At 72.4% G+C, this 14,949-nt stretch carries 14 protein-coding genes and 1 pseudogene; 4 read left to right on the forward strand and 11 right to left on the reverse strand.

The annotated features are described in order from the left end of the window. The 4 genes and pseudogenes from FMEAI12_RS01700 to ftsE all read right to left on the reverse strand — a co-directional run. Positions 1-483, reverse strand: a pseudogene (locus FMEAI12_RS01700) (class I SAM-dependent methyltransferase); the annotation flags it as partial. Further along, positions 476-952, reverse strand: coding sequence for an SsrA-binding protein SmpB (gene smpB, locus FMEAI12_RS01705; protein ID WP_071060358.1), 477 nt, complete (start codon positions 950-952; stop codon positions 476-478). The gene smpB and the pseudogene FMEAI12_RS01700, both read right to left, overlap by 8 nt. 77 nt (positions 953-1,029) lie before the next feature. After that, positions 1,030-1,902: a permease-like cell division protein FtsX gene (gene ftsX / locus FMEAI12_RS01710; protein ID WP_020463238.1), complete on the reverse strand. Its 873-nt coding sequence runs from the start codon at positions 1,900-1,902 to the stop codon at positions 1,030-1,032. Then, positions 1,902-2,648 carry a cell division ATP-binding protein FtsE gene (gene ftsE / locus FMEAI12_RS01715; RefSeq protein WP_020463239.1) on the reverse strand — a complete coding sequence of 249 codons (747 nt, stop codon included), beginning with the start codon at positions 2,646-2,648 and terminating at the stop codon, positions 1,902-1,904. The genes ftsX and ftsE overlap by 1 nt, the downstream gene beginning before the upstream one ends. 226 nt (positions 2,649-2,874) lie before the next feature. Between ftsE and FMEAI12_RS01720 the strand changes: the two genes are divergently transcribed. The 3 genes from FMEAI12_RS01720 to FMEAI12_RS01730 all read left to right on the forward strand — a co-directional run bounded on the left by FMEAI12_RS01720 (position 2,875) and on the right by FMEAI12_RS01730 (position 5,043). Beyond that, positions 2,875-3,057, forward strand: coding sequence for a hypothetical protein (locus tag FMEAI12_RS01720; RefSeq protein ID WP_020463240.1), 183 nt, complete (start codon positions 2,875-2,877; stop codon positions 3,055-3,057). A gap of 193 nt (positions 3,058-3,250) precedes the next feature. Next, on the forward strand, positions 3,251-4,417 hold the full coding sequence (locus tag FMEAI12_RS01725) for a sorbosone dehydrogenase family protein (protein ID WP_112104740.1): 1,167 nt from the start codon (positions 3,251-3,253) through the stop codon (positions 4,415-4,417). Then, the gene (locus FMEAI12_RS01730) at positions 4,414-5,043 is read left to right on the forward strand and encodes an AAA family ATPase (protein WP_112104741.1); all 630 of its coding nucleotides are present in this window, start codon (positions 4,414-4,416) and stop codon (positions 5,041-5,043) included. The genes FMEAI12_RS01725 and FMEAI12_RS01730 overlap by 4 nt, the downstream gene beginning before the upstream one ends. 7 nt (positions 5,044-5,050) lie before the next feature. On the opposite strand, the gene cobA is transcribed toward FMEAI12_RS01730, so the two are convergent. From cobA to prfB, 4 genes are all read right to left on the reverse strand, one after another. Further along, positions 5,051-5,866, reverse strand: coding sequence for a uroporphyrinogen-III C-methyltransferase (cobA, locus tag FMEAI12_RS01735; RefSeq protein ID WP_071060355.1), 816 nt, complete (start codon positions 5,864-5,866; stop codon positions 5,051-5,053). A 115-nt stretch (positions 5,867-5,981) separates the two neighbouring features. Next, positions 5,982-6,236, reverse strand: coding sequence for a glycosyltransferase family 2 protein (locus tag FMEAI12_RS01740; protein WP_200835139.1), 255 nt, complete (start codon positions 6,234-6,236; stop codon positions 5,982-5,984). Beyond that, positions 6,220-7,089 carry a polysaccharide deacetylase family protein gene (locus FMEAI12_RS01745; protein ID WP_020463244.1) on the reverse strand — a complete coding sequence of 290 codons (870 nt, stop codon included), beginning with the start codon at positions 7,087-7,089 and terminating at the stop codon, positions 6,220-6,222. Before FMEAI12_RS01745 ends, FMEAI12_RS01740 begins: the two co-directional genes overlap by 17 nt. A 437-nt stretch (positions 7,090-7,526) precedes the next feature. Beyond that, complete coding sequence (prfB, locus tag FMEAI12_RS01750; RefSeq protein WP_071060442.1) at positions 7,527-8,627, reverse strand: peptide chain release factor 2; 1,101 nt, start codon at positions 8,625-8,627, stop codon at positions 7,527-7,529. Positions 8,628-9,805: 1,178 nt separating this feature from the next. Between prfB and FMEAI12_RS01755 the strand changes: the two genes are divergently transcribed. Further along, complete coding sequence (locus FMEAI12_RS01755; protein ID WP_112104742.1) at positions 9,806-10,933, forward strand: hypothetical protein; 1,128 nt, start codon at positions 9,806-9,808, stop codon at positions 10,931-10,933. 68 nt (positions 10,934-11,001) lie between these two features. Here the strand turns inward: FMEAI12_RS01755 and FMEAI12_RS01760 are convergent, their stop codons facing one another. The 3 genes from FMEAI12_RS01760 to FMEAI12_RS01770 form a co-directional block, all read right to left on the reverse strand. Continuing rightward, positions 11,002-11,451 carry a pilus assembly protein TadG-related protein gene (locus FMEAI12_RS01760; RefSeq protein ID WP_112104743.1) on the reverse strand — a complete coding sequence of 150 codons (450 nt, stop codon included), beginning with the start codon at positions 11,449-11,451 and terminating at the stop codon, positions 11,002-11,004. A 220-nt stretch (positions 11,452-11,671) separates the two neighbouring features. Then, positions 11,672-14,101 carry a molybdopterin-dependent oxidoreductase gene (locus tag FMEAI12_RS01765; protein ID WP_112104745.1) on the reverse strand — a complete coding sequence of 810 codons (2,430 nt, stop codon included), beginning with the start codon at positions 14,099-14,101 and terminating at the stop codon, positions 11,672-11,674. 68 nt (positions 14,102-14,169) lie between these two features. Beyond that, positions 14,170-14,727: a hypothetical protein gene (locus tag FMEAI12_RS01770; protein WP_235013591.1), complete on the reverse strand. Its 558-nt coding sequence runs from the start codon at positions 14,725-14,727 to the stop codon at positions 14,170-14,172. Positions 14,728-14,949: the final 222 nt, after the last annotated feature.

The following is a 14,949-nucleotide window of genomic DNA, read 5'->3' on the forward strand; positions in this document are numbered from 1 at the left end:
CTCCCGCCCGCCGCCCCGGAGCGCGTGCGCGTTGTGGACGGCCATCCGCAGGTGCAGTGGGTCGCGGTCGACGGCGAGGACCGGGTGCTCGGCCGCCAGGGCGAGGAGGTCACCGCCGATGCCGGTGCACAGGTCGGCGAGGCGGCCCAGGCCGGCGAACCTCGCCGCCCGGTGCGCCGCCGCCCGTTCGGACGAGGCCTGCTCCAGCCCATCGCGGGTGAAGAACATCCGTTCGGCCTGGCTGAACTTCGCCGCGGCCCGGGCCCGCAGCTCGGCCTGGGCGAACGCGGCGGCGACGAGGTCGGGAGGATGGCCGGCGGCGCGCAGCCGGGAGCCGGCGCGCAGCTCCGTGCCGTCGGCATGCGCCACGGCCGCCGCGGCGAGCAGCTCCGCTCCCGTGGGGGTCAGCAGCGCATCGAAGGTGGCGAGCGGACGGGCCGCCTGTTCGCCGTCATGGTCCGGCGCCGCGGGTCGGTCAGACACGGCCCTTCGCCTGCCGGCCCATGATCCGGCTCATCTCACGCGCCGCGTCCCGCTCGGCGAGGGCGTGGCGCTTGTCGTAGTTCTTGCGGCCGCGGGCCAACGCGATTTCGACCTTCGCCCGCCCGTCCTTGAAGTAGAGCGAGAGGGGGACGACGGTGAGGCCGCCCTCGCGGGTCTTGCCGATCAGCTTCTCGATCTCGGCGCGGTGCAGCAGCAGCTTGCGCCGCCGCCGCGGGGCGTGGTTCGTCCACGTGCCCTCGGTGTACTCCGGGATGTGCACGTTGTGCAGCCAGATCTCACCGTCGGCGATCTGCGCGAACCCGTCCACCAGCGAGGCGCGGCCGGCGCGCAGCGCCTTGACCTCGGTACCCATGAGGACCAGCCCGGCCTCGTAGGTGTCGAGGATCTCGTAGTCGTGGCGGGCGCGCTTGTTCTGCGCGATCAGCTTGCGCCCGGTCTCCTTCGGCACTGCTCCTCAGCCCTGCTTCCCGTCCGTAACGTTCCCGTCCGTCGTCCCATTGTGGGGCGCCGTGTCGTGGGACGCCGTCACACCCGCAGGTGCCGGCGCAGCGCGACGGAGGCCATCCCCGCCGCGGCGGCCACCCCGACGGCGAGCACCACCGCGACCGCCGTCCACACCGCGTCCCATCCGAACAGAGGGAACATTGTCTGATGGGCGAATCGTCCGTCCACCAGATATATCTTGGCCAGCACCAGGGCGGCTGCCGCGAGCAGCCCGCCGAACAGGCCGGCGAGGGCGCTCTCCAGCACGAACGGCGCTCGGATCGTGGCGTTGGTCGCGCCGACGAGCCGCATGATCGCGGTCTCCTTCCGGCGCGCGTGGGCGGAGATCCGGATCATCGTGTAGATCAGCGTGAACGAGGCCACGGCCTGCGCCGCCGCCAGGGCGAAGGCTCCCAGGGTGAACGCGTCGAGAAAGCGGTAGAGCGGCCCGAGGAGGGCACGTTGATCCCGAACGGCCTCGACGCCGTCCCGGCCAGTGTACGCATAGACGATCTCTTCGGCATCCCGTGGATCGACCAGGGTCAGCCGGAAGGAGGCGGGGAGGTCGTCGGGGCCGATCCCGGCCACGACGTCCGGGGAGCTCCGGAAGTCACGGCGGAACCGCTCGTAGACGTCCTTCTTGGTCTCGTAGGTGACCTTCGTTACCAACGGGTCGGCGGCGAGCTCGGCGCGCAGCGCGGAACGGTCGGCGTCGGTGAGGCCGTCCCGCAGATCCACGACCACCTCGATCTGGTCGAGCAGGAACCGGTCGACGGTGCGTGCCTGAGCGCGCAGCAGCAGGCCGGCGCCGAGCAGGGCCAGGCAGATCGTCACGGTCACGACCACCGCGCAGGTCATCGCGAGGTTGCGGCGCAGGCTGGTGGCCAGCGCCGCCAGGAGCGGGCCGGGCCGCATCAGCCCGCCGCCCCACCGGCCGGGCGGACGGGCTCGGTCCGCTGGTCGGGGATGGTGACCGGCCCCGCGTCGTAGCCGCCGCGGCGCTCGTCGCGGACGAGCGTGCCGGCGTCGAGCTCCAGGACCCGGCGGCGCATCGCGTCGACCAGGCCGGCGTTGTGCGTGGCCATGAGCACGGTCGTGCCGGCCTGGTTGACGTCCTCCAGCAGCTCCATGATCTCGGAGCCGGTGGCCGGGTCGAGGTTGCCGGTCGGCTCGTCGGCGAGCAGGACCCGCGGGCGGCCGACGAACGCCCGGGCGATGGCGACCCGCTGCTGCTCGCCGCCGGACAGCTCGTCCGGGAAGCGTTTCTCCTTGCCGGCGAGGCCGACCAGCTCGAGCACCTCGGGGACAACGGTTCGGACCACATGCCGAGGCCGGCCGACGACGTCGAGCGCGAAGGCGACGTTCCCGGCGACCGTCCGGTCCGGCAGGAGCCGGAAGTCCTGGAAGACGCAGCCGACGGTCCGCCGCAGCTGGGGGACCCTGCGGTCGGGGATACGCGCGACGTCCCGCCCGGCGACCTCGACCAGGCCCGCGGTCGCCCGTTCCTCACGCAGCAGCAGCCGCAGCAGGGTCGACTTACCGGAGCCGGAGGGGCCCACCAGGAACACGAACTCCCCCACGCCGATCTCGAGGGTGACGTCCGAGAGGGCAGGTCGGCTCCCGGTGGCGTAGCGCTTGGTCACGGAGGCCAACCGGATCATCAGGACCTCCCCATCCTCAGCGCAGCAGACCCATCACGATACGTAGTCGGATGGGCCAGGTCCCGCATCTCGGGGCGCGCGCGTCCGTGGTGGCCCGTCCCGCCCGGTGGCTTACCGCGGCGCAGCGCATCAGCCGGGCGTACCGTGGAGTCGTATCGCGTCCAGCCGGTGACGGACCAGCGTGCGCTGGTCCGTCGGTTGCCGGACCGGGCCGAAGGAGGACGGCATGTGCTGCGATGACCTGGTCTGCGCGAGGTGTGCCGCTCCAGTCGCCGAGGGGCGCTGCCCGGCGTGCCGCGCCGCCCGCGAGTCCCTGCACCACTCCTCGTTCACCGTCTCGCCACAGCTGCTGATCGCCCTGCTCACGGTGCTGCTCGCGCTGATGCTCCTGGCCGGCTACCGCGTCTGAGCCCGCTCGGCGGTAGCGGTCGGCCTGCCCTGGGACGTCGCCGTCCGTAGCGGTGGTCCGGTCGCTCGATGTGGCACACGGGGCCGGGCGGGCACGCTCGGCGGCTGGTGACCGTTTCAGGTGTAGAGCCCGCCCGCCGATACCGCCGTCAGGCCAATACCGCCGTCAGGCCGATACCGCCGTCAGGAGCATCATGCGCGTTCCGTCCGGTGCCCAACGGCTGCTCGCGGCGGTCGTCGCCGTGCTCGCTCTGCTGGTGGGCTGCGGCTCCGCGGACACGGACGGGCCGGTGGGTGCGGGCGGCCCGGGGGAACCGGAGCCGTCCGCGACCGGGCCCGCCGGCGGAGCCTCGGCTGCGGCTCCCCCGGCCGCGTCCGCGGGCGGCGCGGGCGGGCTCGGGGAACCGTCACCGGTGGTCACCGGTTTAGCGGCGCCGTGGGGCCTGGCGTTCCTACCCGACGGGCGGGCCCTGGTCGGGGAGCGCGACAGCGGCCGCGTCCTGCTGGTGCCCGCGGGCGGCGGCACCCCGGTGGACATCCTCACACTGCCCGTGACGCACCGTAGCGAAAGCGGTCTGCTGGGCCTCGCGATCTCCCCACACCACGAGACGGACGGCCTCGTCTACGCCTACTACACCTCGGCATCGGACAACCGCATCGCGCGCTTCCGCCTCGACGGCGCCCGCGCCGGCGCCGTCGAGGACGTGCTCACCGGTCTGCGCGCCGCGCCGAACCACAACGGCGGGCGAATCGCCTTCGGGCCGGACGGCCTCCTCTACGCGGCCGTCGGCGATGCCGGGAACCCGGGCGCCGCGCAGGACCCGTCCAGCCTGAACGGGAAGATCCTGCGGATGACGCCGGAGGGCGCGGTGCCCGCCGGCAATCCGACGCCGTCCTCGCTGGTCTACAGCCTCGGGCACCGCAACGTGCAGGGCCTCGCCTGGGATGCCGGCGGCCGGCTGTGGGCATCGGAGTTCGGCCAGAACACCTTCGACGAGATCAACCTGATCACCCCGGGCGCGAACTACGGCTGGCCGGCGGTCGAGGGAACCGGTGACACCGACGGCGGCCGCTACACGAACCCGCAGGTCACCTGGACCACCGCGGAGGCGTCCCCGAGCGGGATCGCGATCCGGGACGACATCCTCCACGTCGCCGCGCTGCGCGGGGAGCGGCTGTGGGTGGTGGAGCTCGCCGACGGCCGGGTCACCGGCGAGCCGAAGGCGCTGCTCGCCGGCGAGCTCGGGCGGCTCCGCACGATCGTGACGGCGCCCGACGGCGGGCTGTGGCTGACGACGTCCAACACCGACGGCCGTGGCAGGCCCGCCACCGGCGACGACCGGATCGTGTCGCTGAGATGAGCGAGCGCGTCGCCAGCGCGGCATCCGATCACGACCCGGGCACCGGATGGTCGATGGTCGTTCCAGCCGGCGGCGTCCTGGTCGTCGCGGGCATCCCGGGCGCGGGCAAGAGCACACTGATCCAACGGCTGTACCACGGTGCCCCCGGCCGCGGTGCCGGGCCGGCGGGCGGGCGGGCGGACGACCCGCTCGTGCTGGATTCCGCGCAGGTGCGGGCCGCGCTGGCCCGGCGGCTCGGGCATCTCCCGTACGCGCTCTACCGACCGGTCGTGCACACCGTCCACTACTGGCGGATCGCGGCCTGGACGGCCGGTCCGCGCCGCAACCTGGTGATCCACGAGTGCGGCACCCGGACGTGGGCCCGGCGCACGGTGGCCGCCCTGGCACGGCTGCGCCACCGTCCCGCCCACCTGGTCTTCCTGGAGACCTCGCCGGCCGCGGCGCTGGCCGGGCAACACGCACGCGGACGGGTCGTCCCCCACCGGTCGTTCCGGCGGCACGAACGGTCGTGGGCCCGGATGCGCGCCGCCCTGCAGGACGGGTCGCTGGCCCGGGAGGGCTGGACGTTCGCGCGCGGGATCAGCCGCGAGGAGGCCGCCCGCCTGACCGAGATCCGGTTCGAGTGAGCCCTGCTCACCCCACCTGACCGGGGCCGTCGTCCCGGGCAGGGCCGTCGTCCGCGCGATCCGGGATGCGACCCACGGCGAGCTGGTCGCGCAGGGCGACGACCTCGCCGATGACGATCACGGCCGGCGAGGAGACGTCCGCCGCCAGCGCCAGCCGGGTGATCTCGCCCAGCGGGCCGGTCACCAGCCGTTCGTGCTCCGTGCCGCCGGCGTGGATCACCGCGGTCGGGGTCTGCGGTGACCGCCCGCGCTTGATCAGCTCAGCGCTGATCCGGGGCAGCGCCGCGACCCCCATGAGCACTACCACGGTGCCGGGACCGGTCGCGAGCGCGTCCCAGTCCGCCGTCGAACCGGGGTGGGACGGGTCGAGGTGGCCGCTGACGATCGCCACGTCCTGGGTGATGCCGCGGTGGGTGACCGGAATCCCGGCCATCGCGGGCACGGCTACCGCGCTGGTCACCCCGGGCACCACCTCGCACGGCACGCCGGCGGCGGTGCAGGCCAGCGCCTCCTCACCGCCCCGACCGAAGACGAACGGGTCGCCGCCCTTGAGACGGACGACCCCGAGGCCACGCAGCGCCCGTTCCACGATGAGGGCGTTGATCTCGTCCTGGGTGAGGTTGTGGCCGTGCGGTGCCTTGCCGGCGTCGACGATCTCGACGTCCGGCCGTAGCTCGTCCAGCAGCTCACGGGGAGCGAGGCGGTCGACGACGACCACGTCGGCGCGCCGCAGCAGGCGCAGGCCGCGCAGCGTGATCAGATCACCCCGGCCCGGCCCGCCTCCGACAAGCGCTACCCATCCCGCTTGTGCGTCCACGCCCACTCCCCACCTCGCGTCGTCCCACCTCGTGTCGCCCCGCGCCGCGTTGCCCCACCGGGCGTCGCGCCGCGTCACGTTGCGGACCGGGCGCGGTGGCCCGGCCGCGGAGGCCGTGTGGTCAGTGTGCGTCCTGGCCGACCTCGGCGGCGACCGGTCGCCGCACCGGCAGCGGGTGTGACAACTCCGGCCCGCCTCGCGCGATGATTCGGTCGTACAGATCGTCATCGCCGTCGACGACGACGATCTGATCGGGACGGTGTTCCTGAGCCGCGAGCGAATCAAGCGCCCGGATCAGCAGGTCCCATCGCTCGACAAGATGACAGCAGACGATGACCGCCGTTCTGGGCGGCCCGCGCTCACGCAGTTTCCACACCCAGGCGCCACCGGATCGAACGGTAGGCACGCCATCCGGCCCGGAGCCTGCGCCGCGCGGCGAGAGCCGCGTCGCGATGCCCCTCCGTCACGAGCCGCAGAATGTCGGCCGCGCCGACTGACCGGCCGACGATCAGGCGGCTGACCTGGAAACGCGAACGGCTCCGGCGATGGATTCTGTATCCGACCTCGCACGCCGAACCGAATCCGGCACTTTCGACGATTTGTCGGACACCGGGTGAATGGTAACCGAACGGATAGCAGAAACTGTCCGGACGGTGACCGGTCTCCTCCGCGATCGTGCGCATGCTCGCCGTGACGTCGTAACGCGCGATCGCGGGCGGCACGACGTCCAGCTCCACGTGCCGGTGGCCGTGGGCGCCGATCTCGATCCCCCGGTCGGCCAGCGCGGCCAGCGCGGGCCAGTCGAGCAGGGCCAACTCACGCTCGGCGTACGCCTCCAGCCAGCGCGCCCGCTGACCGACGTAGGCCGTCGGTACGTACAGGGTCGCCGCCGCGCCGAACTCGGCGAGAACGGGCAGCGCCCTGGTGACGAAATCCTCGAAGCCGTCGTCGAAGGTCACCGCGACCTGGCGCTCCCGCGGGTTCGCCAGCGCGTCGGACAGGCTGGTGACGGTGTAGCCGTGCTCCACGAGGCTGCCGAGCTGCTCGGCGAAGACCCCCGCGGGCACCTCCCACCTGCGGAAGTCGGCGCTCACCGAGTCACCGATGCTGTGGTACATCAGCACGGGGAGCGCGGACCGGCACGGCGCCGACGGCGAGCCGTCGCCCGGGGAGCTTGTGGGCCACGTTCCGTCCGGCGAAGCCGCCGTGGCCGTCGACATCCCGGTCATCGGTTGTCACGCCCCGAAGCGACTACCGTGAGTTCGGACATTCCACCCGCCGTATCGTCGAAGAAGCTCAGTCGGCAGTACGTGGAACGACAGTACTTCGACCGGGTGTGCCACGAGCGGCAGAACCGCGAATCCACGTGATGCCCCCATCCCGCGCCTACCGACCGGTCCGAGGGAACCACGTCGAGCGATGACGCCAAACGGAGCGTCACTCTACACGCGCAGGGCCGGAGAGCCAATCCCTCGATGTCCACCTCGACAGGGTGGAGGGTAATGGTCCGGTACGCAAACGTGGCCGGCCAAAGATCCGCTTCCCGTGCGGTGACCGATCTGTTCACGCCAGTGAACGGGATTGGCTGGGAAAAGTCCGCAGCTTTCCGACTGATAACGACCGGTGGGATTACCGAATCATGGCCGGAAGCCACGGAAAAGACCTGTCAGCCCTGCTTTTCGGTGGCCCTGCGCCACCTGATCTCACCGTCGATGAAGTCGTCGATATCCCCGTCGAGAACGGCGTTCGTGTTCGACGTCTCGACCTCGGTCCGCAGATCCTTGACCATCTGGTACGGGTGGAGCACGTAGTTCCGGATCTGTGAACCGAAGGAGACATCCTGCGGGCCGCCGGTGAGGCGCTGCTTCTCCGCGGCCTCCTCGGCGCGGCGCCGCTCGAGCAGCTTGGCCTGCAGGACCATCATCGCGGCGGCCTTGTTCTGCAGCTGGCTGCGCTCGTTCTGGCAGGTCACGACGATGTTGGTGGGCAGGTGCGTGATCCGCACGGCGGAGTCGGTGGTGTTGACGCCCTGGCCACCCGGTCCGGAGGACCGGAAGATGTCGATCCGGAGCTCCTTCTCGTCGATGTCCACGTGGTCGGAGACCTCGACGGCGGGAGTCACCTCGACGCCGGCGAACGACGTCTGGCGCCGGTTCTGGTTGTCGAAGGGCGAGATGCGCACCAGCCGGTGCACACCGTGCTCGCTGCGCAGCGTTCCGTAGGCGTAGGGGCACTTGACCTGGAAGGTGGCCGACTTCAGACCGGCCTCCTCCGCCTCGGAGGTGTCGAAGACCTCGGTGGCGTACCCGTGCCGCTCGGCCCAGCGCAGGTACATCCGCAGCAGCATGGCGGTCCAGTCGGCCGCGTCCACCCCGCCCGCGCCAGCCGAGAGCTGGACGATCGCGTCACGCTCGTCGTACTCGCCGGAGAGCAGGGTGCGGACCTCGAGCGTGGAGATGTCACGCGCCAGCGCGGGGAGGTCGGCGGCCGCCTCGGTGAGCAGGTCGTCGTCGCCGAGGTCGAGGGCGGCGATGAGGTCGTCGAGCCTGCGGCGCAGGCCCTCCACCCGGCCGATGTCACCCTTCACAGCGGACAGCCGCCTCGTCACCGCCTGGGCGCGATCCTGGTCGCTCCACAGGTCCGGGTCGGCCGCCTCCTGCTCCAGCGCCTGAGCGCGGCGACGCAGACCCTCGACATCGAGCACGGTCGCGATACCTGTCAGCGTCGCGTCGAGATTCTTGATCTCCTCGGAGAGGTCGACGGCCATGTGACCCAGCCTACCGGCGTGCACGCGGGAGCCGACGAACGGTTGATCCGGGCCCTCCACCAGCCCGCCCACGGGCTGCCGCGATCAGCCGGCACCTCGGCCCGGAGCGGCTCTCCCGCGTCTCCCACGCGCGGGACCGGCGGCACCACCGGGCCGGATCCGCACCGCGGTGCCGGCTCCGCACCGCCGCGGGACGCACCGCCTCCGCGCCGTCGCGCGGCGGTACCACCGCCCGTCGGCGGTCCCGTCGCGCCCGGGACGGACGGTCCGTTGGGACCGCCTTTCGAACCATCGAACACCCCGAGAAGCAGGTCACGGGGAAGAAACATGCAACGGCACGCCGAAATATTCGGTTAACATCGCGGCTCCGAGGTCACATCAAGCGCACTAAATCGAGCGCGATGTTTCCTGGACGGCAACGGGCAAGGTGCGTTCCACATCACGCCCCGCACCCGAACCACTCCCGAGACAGCGCGAAGCGATATCGTCGATTGCATCGCGGCGCGGTGAGAAGCCCGGGTACAGCTGGTGGAGCCTCGGTCCGACTCGGCAGATGGTCCAAACGGATCAGATCCGAACGGATCAGGGCGGCCTTCCGGGCCCACCCGGGCGACGCACGGCGCGGCGGTTCCCAAGCCGGTGGACAACGAGGTCCGCGGGCCCACGGAACCGCCGGGCGACATGGTGCCGGGGGGGAGCCCGCGCCGGTTGATGCCTGCACCGCCGCGGGCACCGTTCCGGTGGGTGACGGCATCGTGCACGGGCGATGAAGCCCTGGCGGCGACGAAGCCGCCGGATCGGCCAATGCGTCGAGGATGACGCCGACCCTTCCTTACTCGCGACATCGTGGGTTCTCGCGGCATTGTGGGACGCCAGGTGTTTCGGACAGCGCGCCGCGTTTTCGGACGGCGGCGCCGTCCGCGACGGCGGCGTCCGACGACAGTCGCAGCGGCCGGCGACAACAGACCTACCGCATCGGCAGCCGGCATCGGTCGGCGGCCACCGGCGGCGCCCCGTCATGGCGCGGCGCCTCCGTCACCGGCGACGGGACATGCAGACGACACAACGGCGACAGACGTGAGGTCAGCGGATATGCGCACTCGCAACAGCCGGCCGCCGACGCCCGGAAGACACCCGAGCGGGCACGGGCGAGCGGATTGCGAACGGAGGGTCCCCTCGTGTCGATTGGCGTCGATCGACGTGCGGTCCTGCTCACGACCGGCGTACTGGCCGTGGTCCCGATGAGCCCCGAGAGCCCGACACCGGCCGCCGGTCACGAGACCGCCTCGAGCCTGCATGACGCGTGCCTCGGGGCACTGCGCGCGGCCGTCGCGAACTACGAGACCGTCGATCTCGCCACCACCGCGTCCACCCTCGAGCCGCTCGAGGAGACCAGTCGGACCATCCCGCAGCAGTACCGGCTGCGGGGGCGCGCCGCCATCGACTGGATGTGGCTGCACGCGGCGGTCACCACCGCTGCCGCCACCGCCTCGTACGACCGGGGCCGGCACGGCGAAGCCGCGGCCCGCGCCGACCGCGCCGCGTCCCTGGCCCGCGCGGCCGGGGACGGCCCGCTCGCCGCCCGCGCACTGGCACTGCGCGCCCGGGTGGTGCGCCCGCACAGCCCGGCCGTCGCCCTGCAGATCGCCGGCTCGGCCGCGCGGATCGCCGGCCGCAGCCCCACCCGGGCCCTGATCTCGGGCAAGGTCGCCGCCAGCGCCTGTGCCGCCGCCGGTGACGCCGCGGGCGTGCGCGACTCCGTGACCCGGGCCTGGGCCACCATGGCGGAGCTCGGTGAGGACGTGCACGGACGTCCCGGGTTCAGCCTCGACACCTATTCACCTGCCGACCTGGCCCTCGCCTGTGCAGAAGCGCTCACCACCGTCGGCGCGGCCGACGAGGCGGCTCCCTACCTCGACCGGGCCGCGTCGCTCATCGCCCGCAGCGGCCAGACCGGCATGATCGTCTCGGTGCGGATGGCTCAGTCGCGGGCCGCGATCGCCCGCGACTTCCCGGACCGGGACGAGGCGGTCGAGCACGCCTCCGACGCGGTCGCCCTGGCCGCCCGCCGGCCGGCCGAGTGGGTCGCCCGCCTGGTGCGCGACGTCTCCGACCTCGCCGAGATCCGGACAGGTCACGGCTTCGACGATCTCGTGGCGGCCACCGCCGGGTGGATCGCGCTCCCGGCAGCGGCACCGAGCCCCGGCGACGAGGCCTGCCACGACGTGGCCCTGACCCACGCCGGCGGGTCGACGGCCGTCCCGTCGCCGCGCGCCGAGATGATGTCGGGCCGCAAGGACCTCTGAGCCGCGGCCCGGACCGCGGACTCGGTGCTCGGTGGACTCGACGCTCGGCGGGCTCAGGGCCGGCGAGCTCAGGGCCCGGCGGGCGGTCTGACCAGCGACCGGGCCTGCGCGCCCGCGCGCACCGTCACCGGGCCGACACCGAGGAAACCGACCACCGGCAGCTCCACCGTCCGGCTGCCCTCCACCCGGACGGTCGTCGCGTCGACGAGAGAAGCGTCCAGGGCGGTCCGGCCGGACGGGTCCGCCTGCGCCTCGTACTCGTCGACGGCGTCGACGATGTCCGACAACGGCAGTGCCTCGAAATCCTCGGTGGCGGTGTAGATCGCGTTCTCGTCGATACGCTGTACGGCCGCGAGGGCGGCACCATCGGCGGCCGACGCGACGGACCGACGGGCGAGATACAGCGCGGACACGTCGGTGACCACCACGGCGAGCATCGCGGCCAACATGAGATATCCCAATGTCAGGATGAGAATCGTCCCGCCGTCACGGTCGACCGGTTCGCGCGCGTCAGCCATCCCATGCTCCCCAGGTGCCATCCGCCGGTCGACGGATTCCCGGACCGGCCGCGGTACCGACGCCGGCCACCGCCGGGACGTCCGCCGCGCAGGAAACGAGCCGGACATCCACCGCCGTAAAGAGACGTGTCTGGACTTTAACGCCGCGGCGGCACGCACACGGCCCGCACCGGTGTGCCGGGTGTGCGCCGGCCCGAGGACAGCAGCCGGATTCCGGCGTTCAGCCCACCGGTCCTATCCACACCGGGATGCCGTTGAGCACGGCGGTACCGGAGAGCGGGTCGATCCGCGAACTGTCGGTGAGAATGTTCGTGTTCACTCCGGGGTGTCCGGCGGCGACCGACATCCGGGTGCCGGCGAGGCCGTGGCCCCAGCCGTGCGGCAGGCACACGACACCGGCCATCATCTCGTCGCTGACCTGCACCCGGACGTCGAGGGAGCCGGCGGTGGACGTGATCCGGGCGGACCCGCCGTCGCGGACGCCGTGGCGGGCGGCGTCGTCGGGGTGCACCAGCAGGGTGCAGCGATCTCGTCCCCGGGCCATCGCCGGGACGTTGTGCAGCCAGCTGTTGTTCGTCCGCAGGTGACGCCGGCCGATCAGGGTCAGTCCCGGGCTGCCCGGGCTCTCCGGTGCCTCTGGGGAACCCGGGGTCATGGAGGGCTCGCGGCCCTCAGCCGCCTCGTGGGCGTCGAGGGCGGCGCGCAGGCGGGCGGCGTCGGCCACGATCGGGTCGGGGCACAGCTCCACCGTCGCGCTGGCCGTCCGCAGCATTGCCGGGATCCGCGGCTCGAGCGGTCCCAGATCGATCCCGTGCGGGTTCGCCCGCAGCGTGGCCAGGCTCAGCCCGCCGGGCCGCGCACCGAACGCGTCACCGAAGTGCCCGGTGCGAAGCGCGATGTCGAGCAGGCGTTCCGGTGCGCCGTCGCCGTCCACGAGAGCGCCCAGTTCGGCGACGTCCCGCCCGGCGACAGGTGAGCCGGGCTCCGTGACCGCCCGCCGCAGTGCCTCCTCGATCAGGTACTCGTGGAAGGCCGCGACGGCGGTGTCGGTCCAGACCGCGGCATCGGCTGGCCGGGGGTCCTCGACCGGCAGCTCCGCGTCGGTTGTCGCGTCGGCATCGGCCGGCTCGGCGGCGAGAGCCAGTGCGATGAGGGTGAGGCGGGCCAGGATGTCGTGCTCGGCCATCCCGCCCGGGTACGGCGGCAGCGCCGGCGGCGAATAGGTCGCCACGGTGCGCACCGCCAGCGCGCCGAGCGCGAAGTCGTAGTGCCCGACCCGGGCCGGATCAGCCGGCGGCAGCACCACGTCGGCGTGCCGGGACGTCTCGTTGAGGTACGGATCGACGCTCACCATGAAGTCCAGCTGGGCCAGTGCCGCGGCGAGCCTGGCGGAGTCCGGTGTGGAGAGCGCCGGGTTGCCCGCGATGGTGAACAGCGCCCGTAGGCGGCCGTCTCCGGGGGTGTCCATCTCCTCGGCCAGCGCCGCGGCCGGCAGCTCGCCCATCACCTCCGGCAGACCGCGGACGCGGGTGTGCCAGCGCCCGGTGCGCCACCCGCGCCCACCGCCCCGCCCGCCGGGCACCCGGTCGGCGCGGCCGTGCGCACCCCGGCCGAACATGGCGCCGCCCGGGACGTCGAGATTGCCGGTGATCGCGTTGAGGGCGATCGTCAGCCAGCTGGTCAGGGTGCCGAACTCGACCGTGGTCGTGCCCATCCGCCCGTAGACGGCGGCTCGCGGCGCGGCGGCGAGCTCGCGAGCAGTCCGCCGGGTCGTCTCGGCCGGGATTCCGCAGCTCGCGGCGACCCGCTCCGGGGTGAACGGCGCGGCAAGCTCGGCGACGCTGTCCGCTCCGGACAGGTGCGCGGCGAGCGGGCCGAGGCGGACGAGCCCTTCGGCGGCGAGGACGTTGACGATCGCGAACAGCCACAGCGCGTCCGTCCCGGGCCGGATCGGCAGGTGCTCGTCGGCGAGGGCGGCCGTGCGGGTGCGGCGTGGGTCGACGACGACGACCCGCCCGCCACGCGCGCGGATTCCAGCCAGCCGGCCGGGGAAGTCCGGCGCCGTGCACAGACTGCCGTTGGACACCGCCGGATTGGCACCGAGCATCAGCAGGTGGTCGGTGCGGTCCAGATCGGGCACCGGGATGAGCGAGGGGTGGCCGAAGACGAGGCCGCATGCGACGTGCATGGGCATCTGGTCGACCGTGGAGGCGCTGAACACGGCGCGGGTCCGCAGCGCCCGGGTGAACGCCGGCCTGTGCTGGGCGCCGGCCATCGAGTGCGCGTTCGGATTGCCGAGATAGGCCGCGACCACGGCCGGGCCATGGGCGGAGACCACCCGCCGCAGCCCGGCGTGGACGGCGGCGAACGCCTCGTCCCAGTCGACCTCACGGTGCTCACCGGTGGCCCGGTCGCGCAGCAGCGGACGGCGAAGCCGGTCGGGGTCGCCGAGTAACTGCGGCAGGGAGGCTCCCTTGGCGCAGAGGTAGCCACGGCTGAACACATGTTCCGTGTCGCCGCGGGCGGCCGTCACCCGGCCGTCCGTGATCCGTAGCTCCAGCCCACAGGTCGCCTCGCACAGCGGGCAGACCCGCAGGGCAGTCACCGAGCCGGCGGCCGTACCCGTACCCGCGCTTGTTCTCTTCATCATGTCCGGCAGGATCGCATATTCCCGGCGCACATTCCGGGTGGTGCGCCCTGGTGTACGGACGCTTCCGATCAGGCGGATCCGACGAGGAACGAGTACGTGCCGGAACTCACCAACCAATGGCCGTCGACGCGGACGGCTACCACCTCTCGTCTGATCTGGTACCCCCATTTCCTGCCGAGTTGGGGGTCGGTGTGGGTGAGGATGATGGTCGCTCGGGCCTGGTTGCCGGCGATCAGCGTGATGTTCTCAAGCTGTACCTTGAGGTTGCCGACGACACCTGGATAACGCTGGATGAAACCCCGTGTGATGTCGCGGTACCGCTCGCCGTTCTGGACGTAGGCCAACCCGTCGTCGATGTTGTCGTCCCCGTCGAATGCCTCGGTGAACGCCGTCGTGATCTCGTCCACGGTGGCCTGGTCCGGCGGCACGGGGGCGGCTGGCGGGACGGTTGCCACGCCGGCCGGCGGAACGCCCGGATGCGTGGTCGCGCCGGTGGCCGGTCCGGGGAGCGGGCTTCCGGCCGCCGGTGTGATGACGTTCAGCCCGCGGTCGGAAGGGAGGTGTCTTTCGACGGTCAGGCCGCCGATGATCACTGAGCTCGTGGCCAGCGCCGCCGCTACGAGCACGAGTGCTTTACGCCCTCCTCGCTGATGACGCGGCGGAGCCGGTGCGCACACCCTGACGGTCAGGTCGGCCGGTGCCACGACGGACCGTGTGGCCCGGTCGAACAGTTCGCGCAGCGTCTGTTCGAAGGCCAGATCAGATGCGGAGGTAGACCCGGACCCGGACCCGGAATCGGAATCGGAATCGGGGCCGGGGCCGGGTCTACCTCCGCATCTGATCTGGGG

The sequence above is a fragment of the Parafrankia sp. Ea1.12 genome, assembly GCF_900465275.1.
Taxonomy (GTDB): domain Bacteria; phylum Actinomycetota; class Actinomycetes; order Frankiales; family Frankiaceae; genus Parafrankia; species Parafrankia soli.

Bases quoted from the DNA above. Each gene is read 5' to 3' on its own strand.
- ftsX (WP_020463238.1), bottom strand. From the start codon at position 1,902: ATGCGGCCCGGCCCGCTCCTGGCGGCGCTGGCCACCAGCCTGCGCCGC.
- ftsE (WP_020463239.1), bottom strand. From the start codon at position 2,648: ATGATCCGGTTGGCCTCCGTGACCAAGCGCTACGCCACCGGGAGCCGA.
- FMEAI12_RS01720 (WP_020463240.1), top strand. From the start codon at position 2,875: ATGTGCTGCGATGACCTGGTCTGCGCGAGGTGTGCCGCTCCAGTCGCC.
- FMEAI12_RS01725 (WP_112104740.1), top strand. From the start codon at position 3,251: ATGCGCGTTCCGTCCGGTGCCCAACGGCTGCTCGCGGCGGTCGTCGCC.
- FMEAI12_RS01730 (WP_112104741.1), top strand. From the start codon at position 4,414: ATGAGCGAGCGCGTCGCCAGCGCGGCATCCGATCACGACCCGGGCACC.
- FMEAI12_RS01745 (WP_020463244.1), bottom strand. From the start codon at position 7,089: ATGACCGGGATGTCGACGGCCACGGCGGCTTCGCCGGACGGAACGTGG.
- prfB (WP_071060442.1), bottom strand. From the start codon at position 8,627: ATGGCCGTCGACCTCTCCGAGGAGATCAAGAATCTCGACGCGACGCTG.
- FMEAI12_RS01760 (WP_112104743.1), bottom strand. From the start codon at position 11,451: ATGGCTGACGCGCGCGAACCGGTCGACCGTGACGGCGGGACGATTCTC.
- FMEAI12_RS01765 (WP_112104745.1), bottom strand. From the start codon at position 14,101: ATGATGAAGAGAACAAGCGCGGGTACGGGTACGGCCGCCGGCTCGGTG.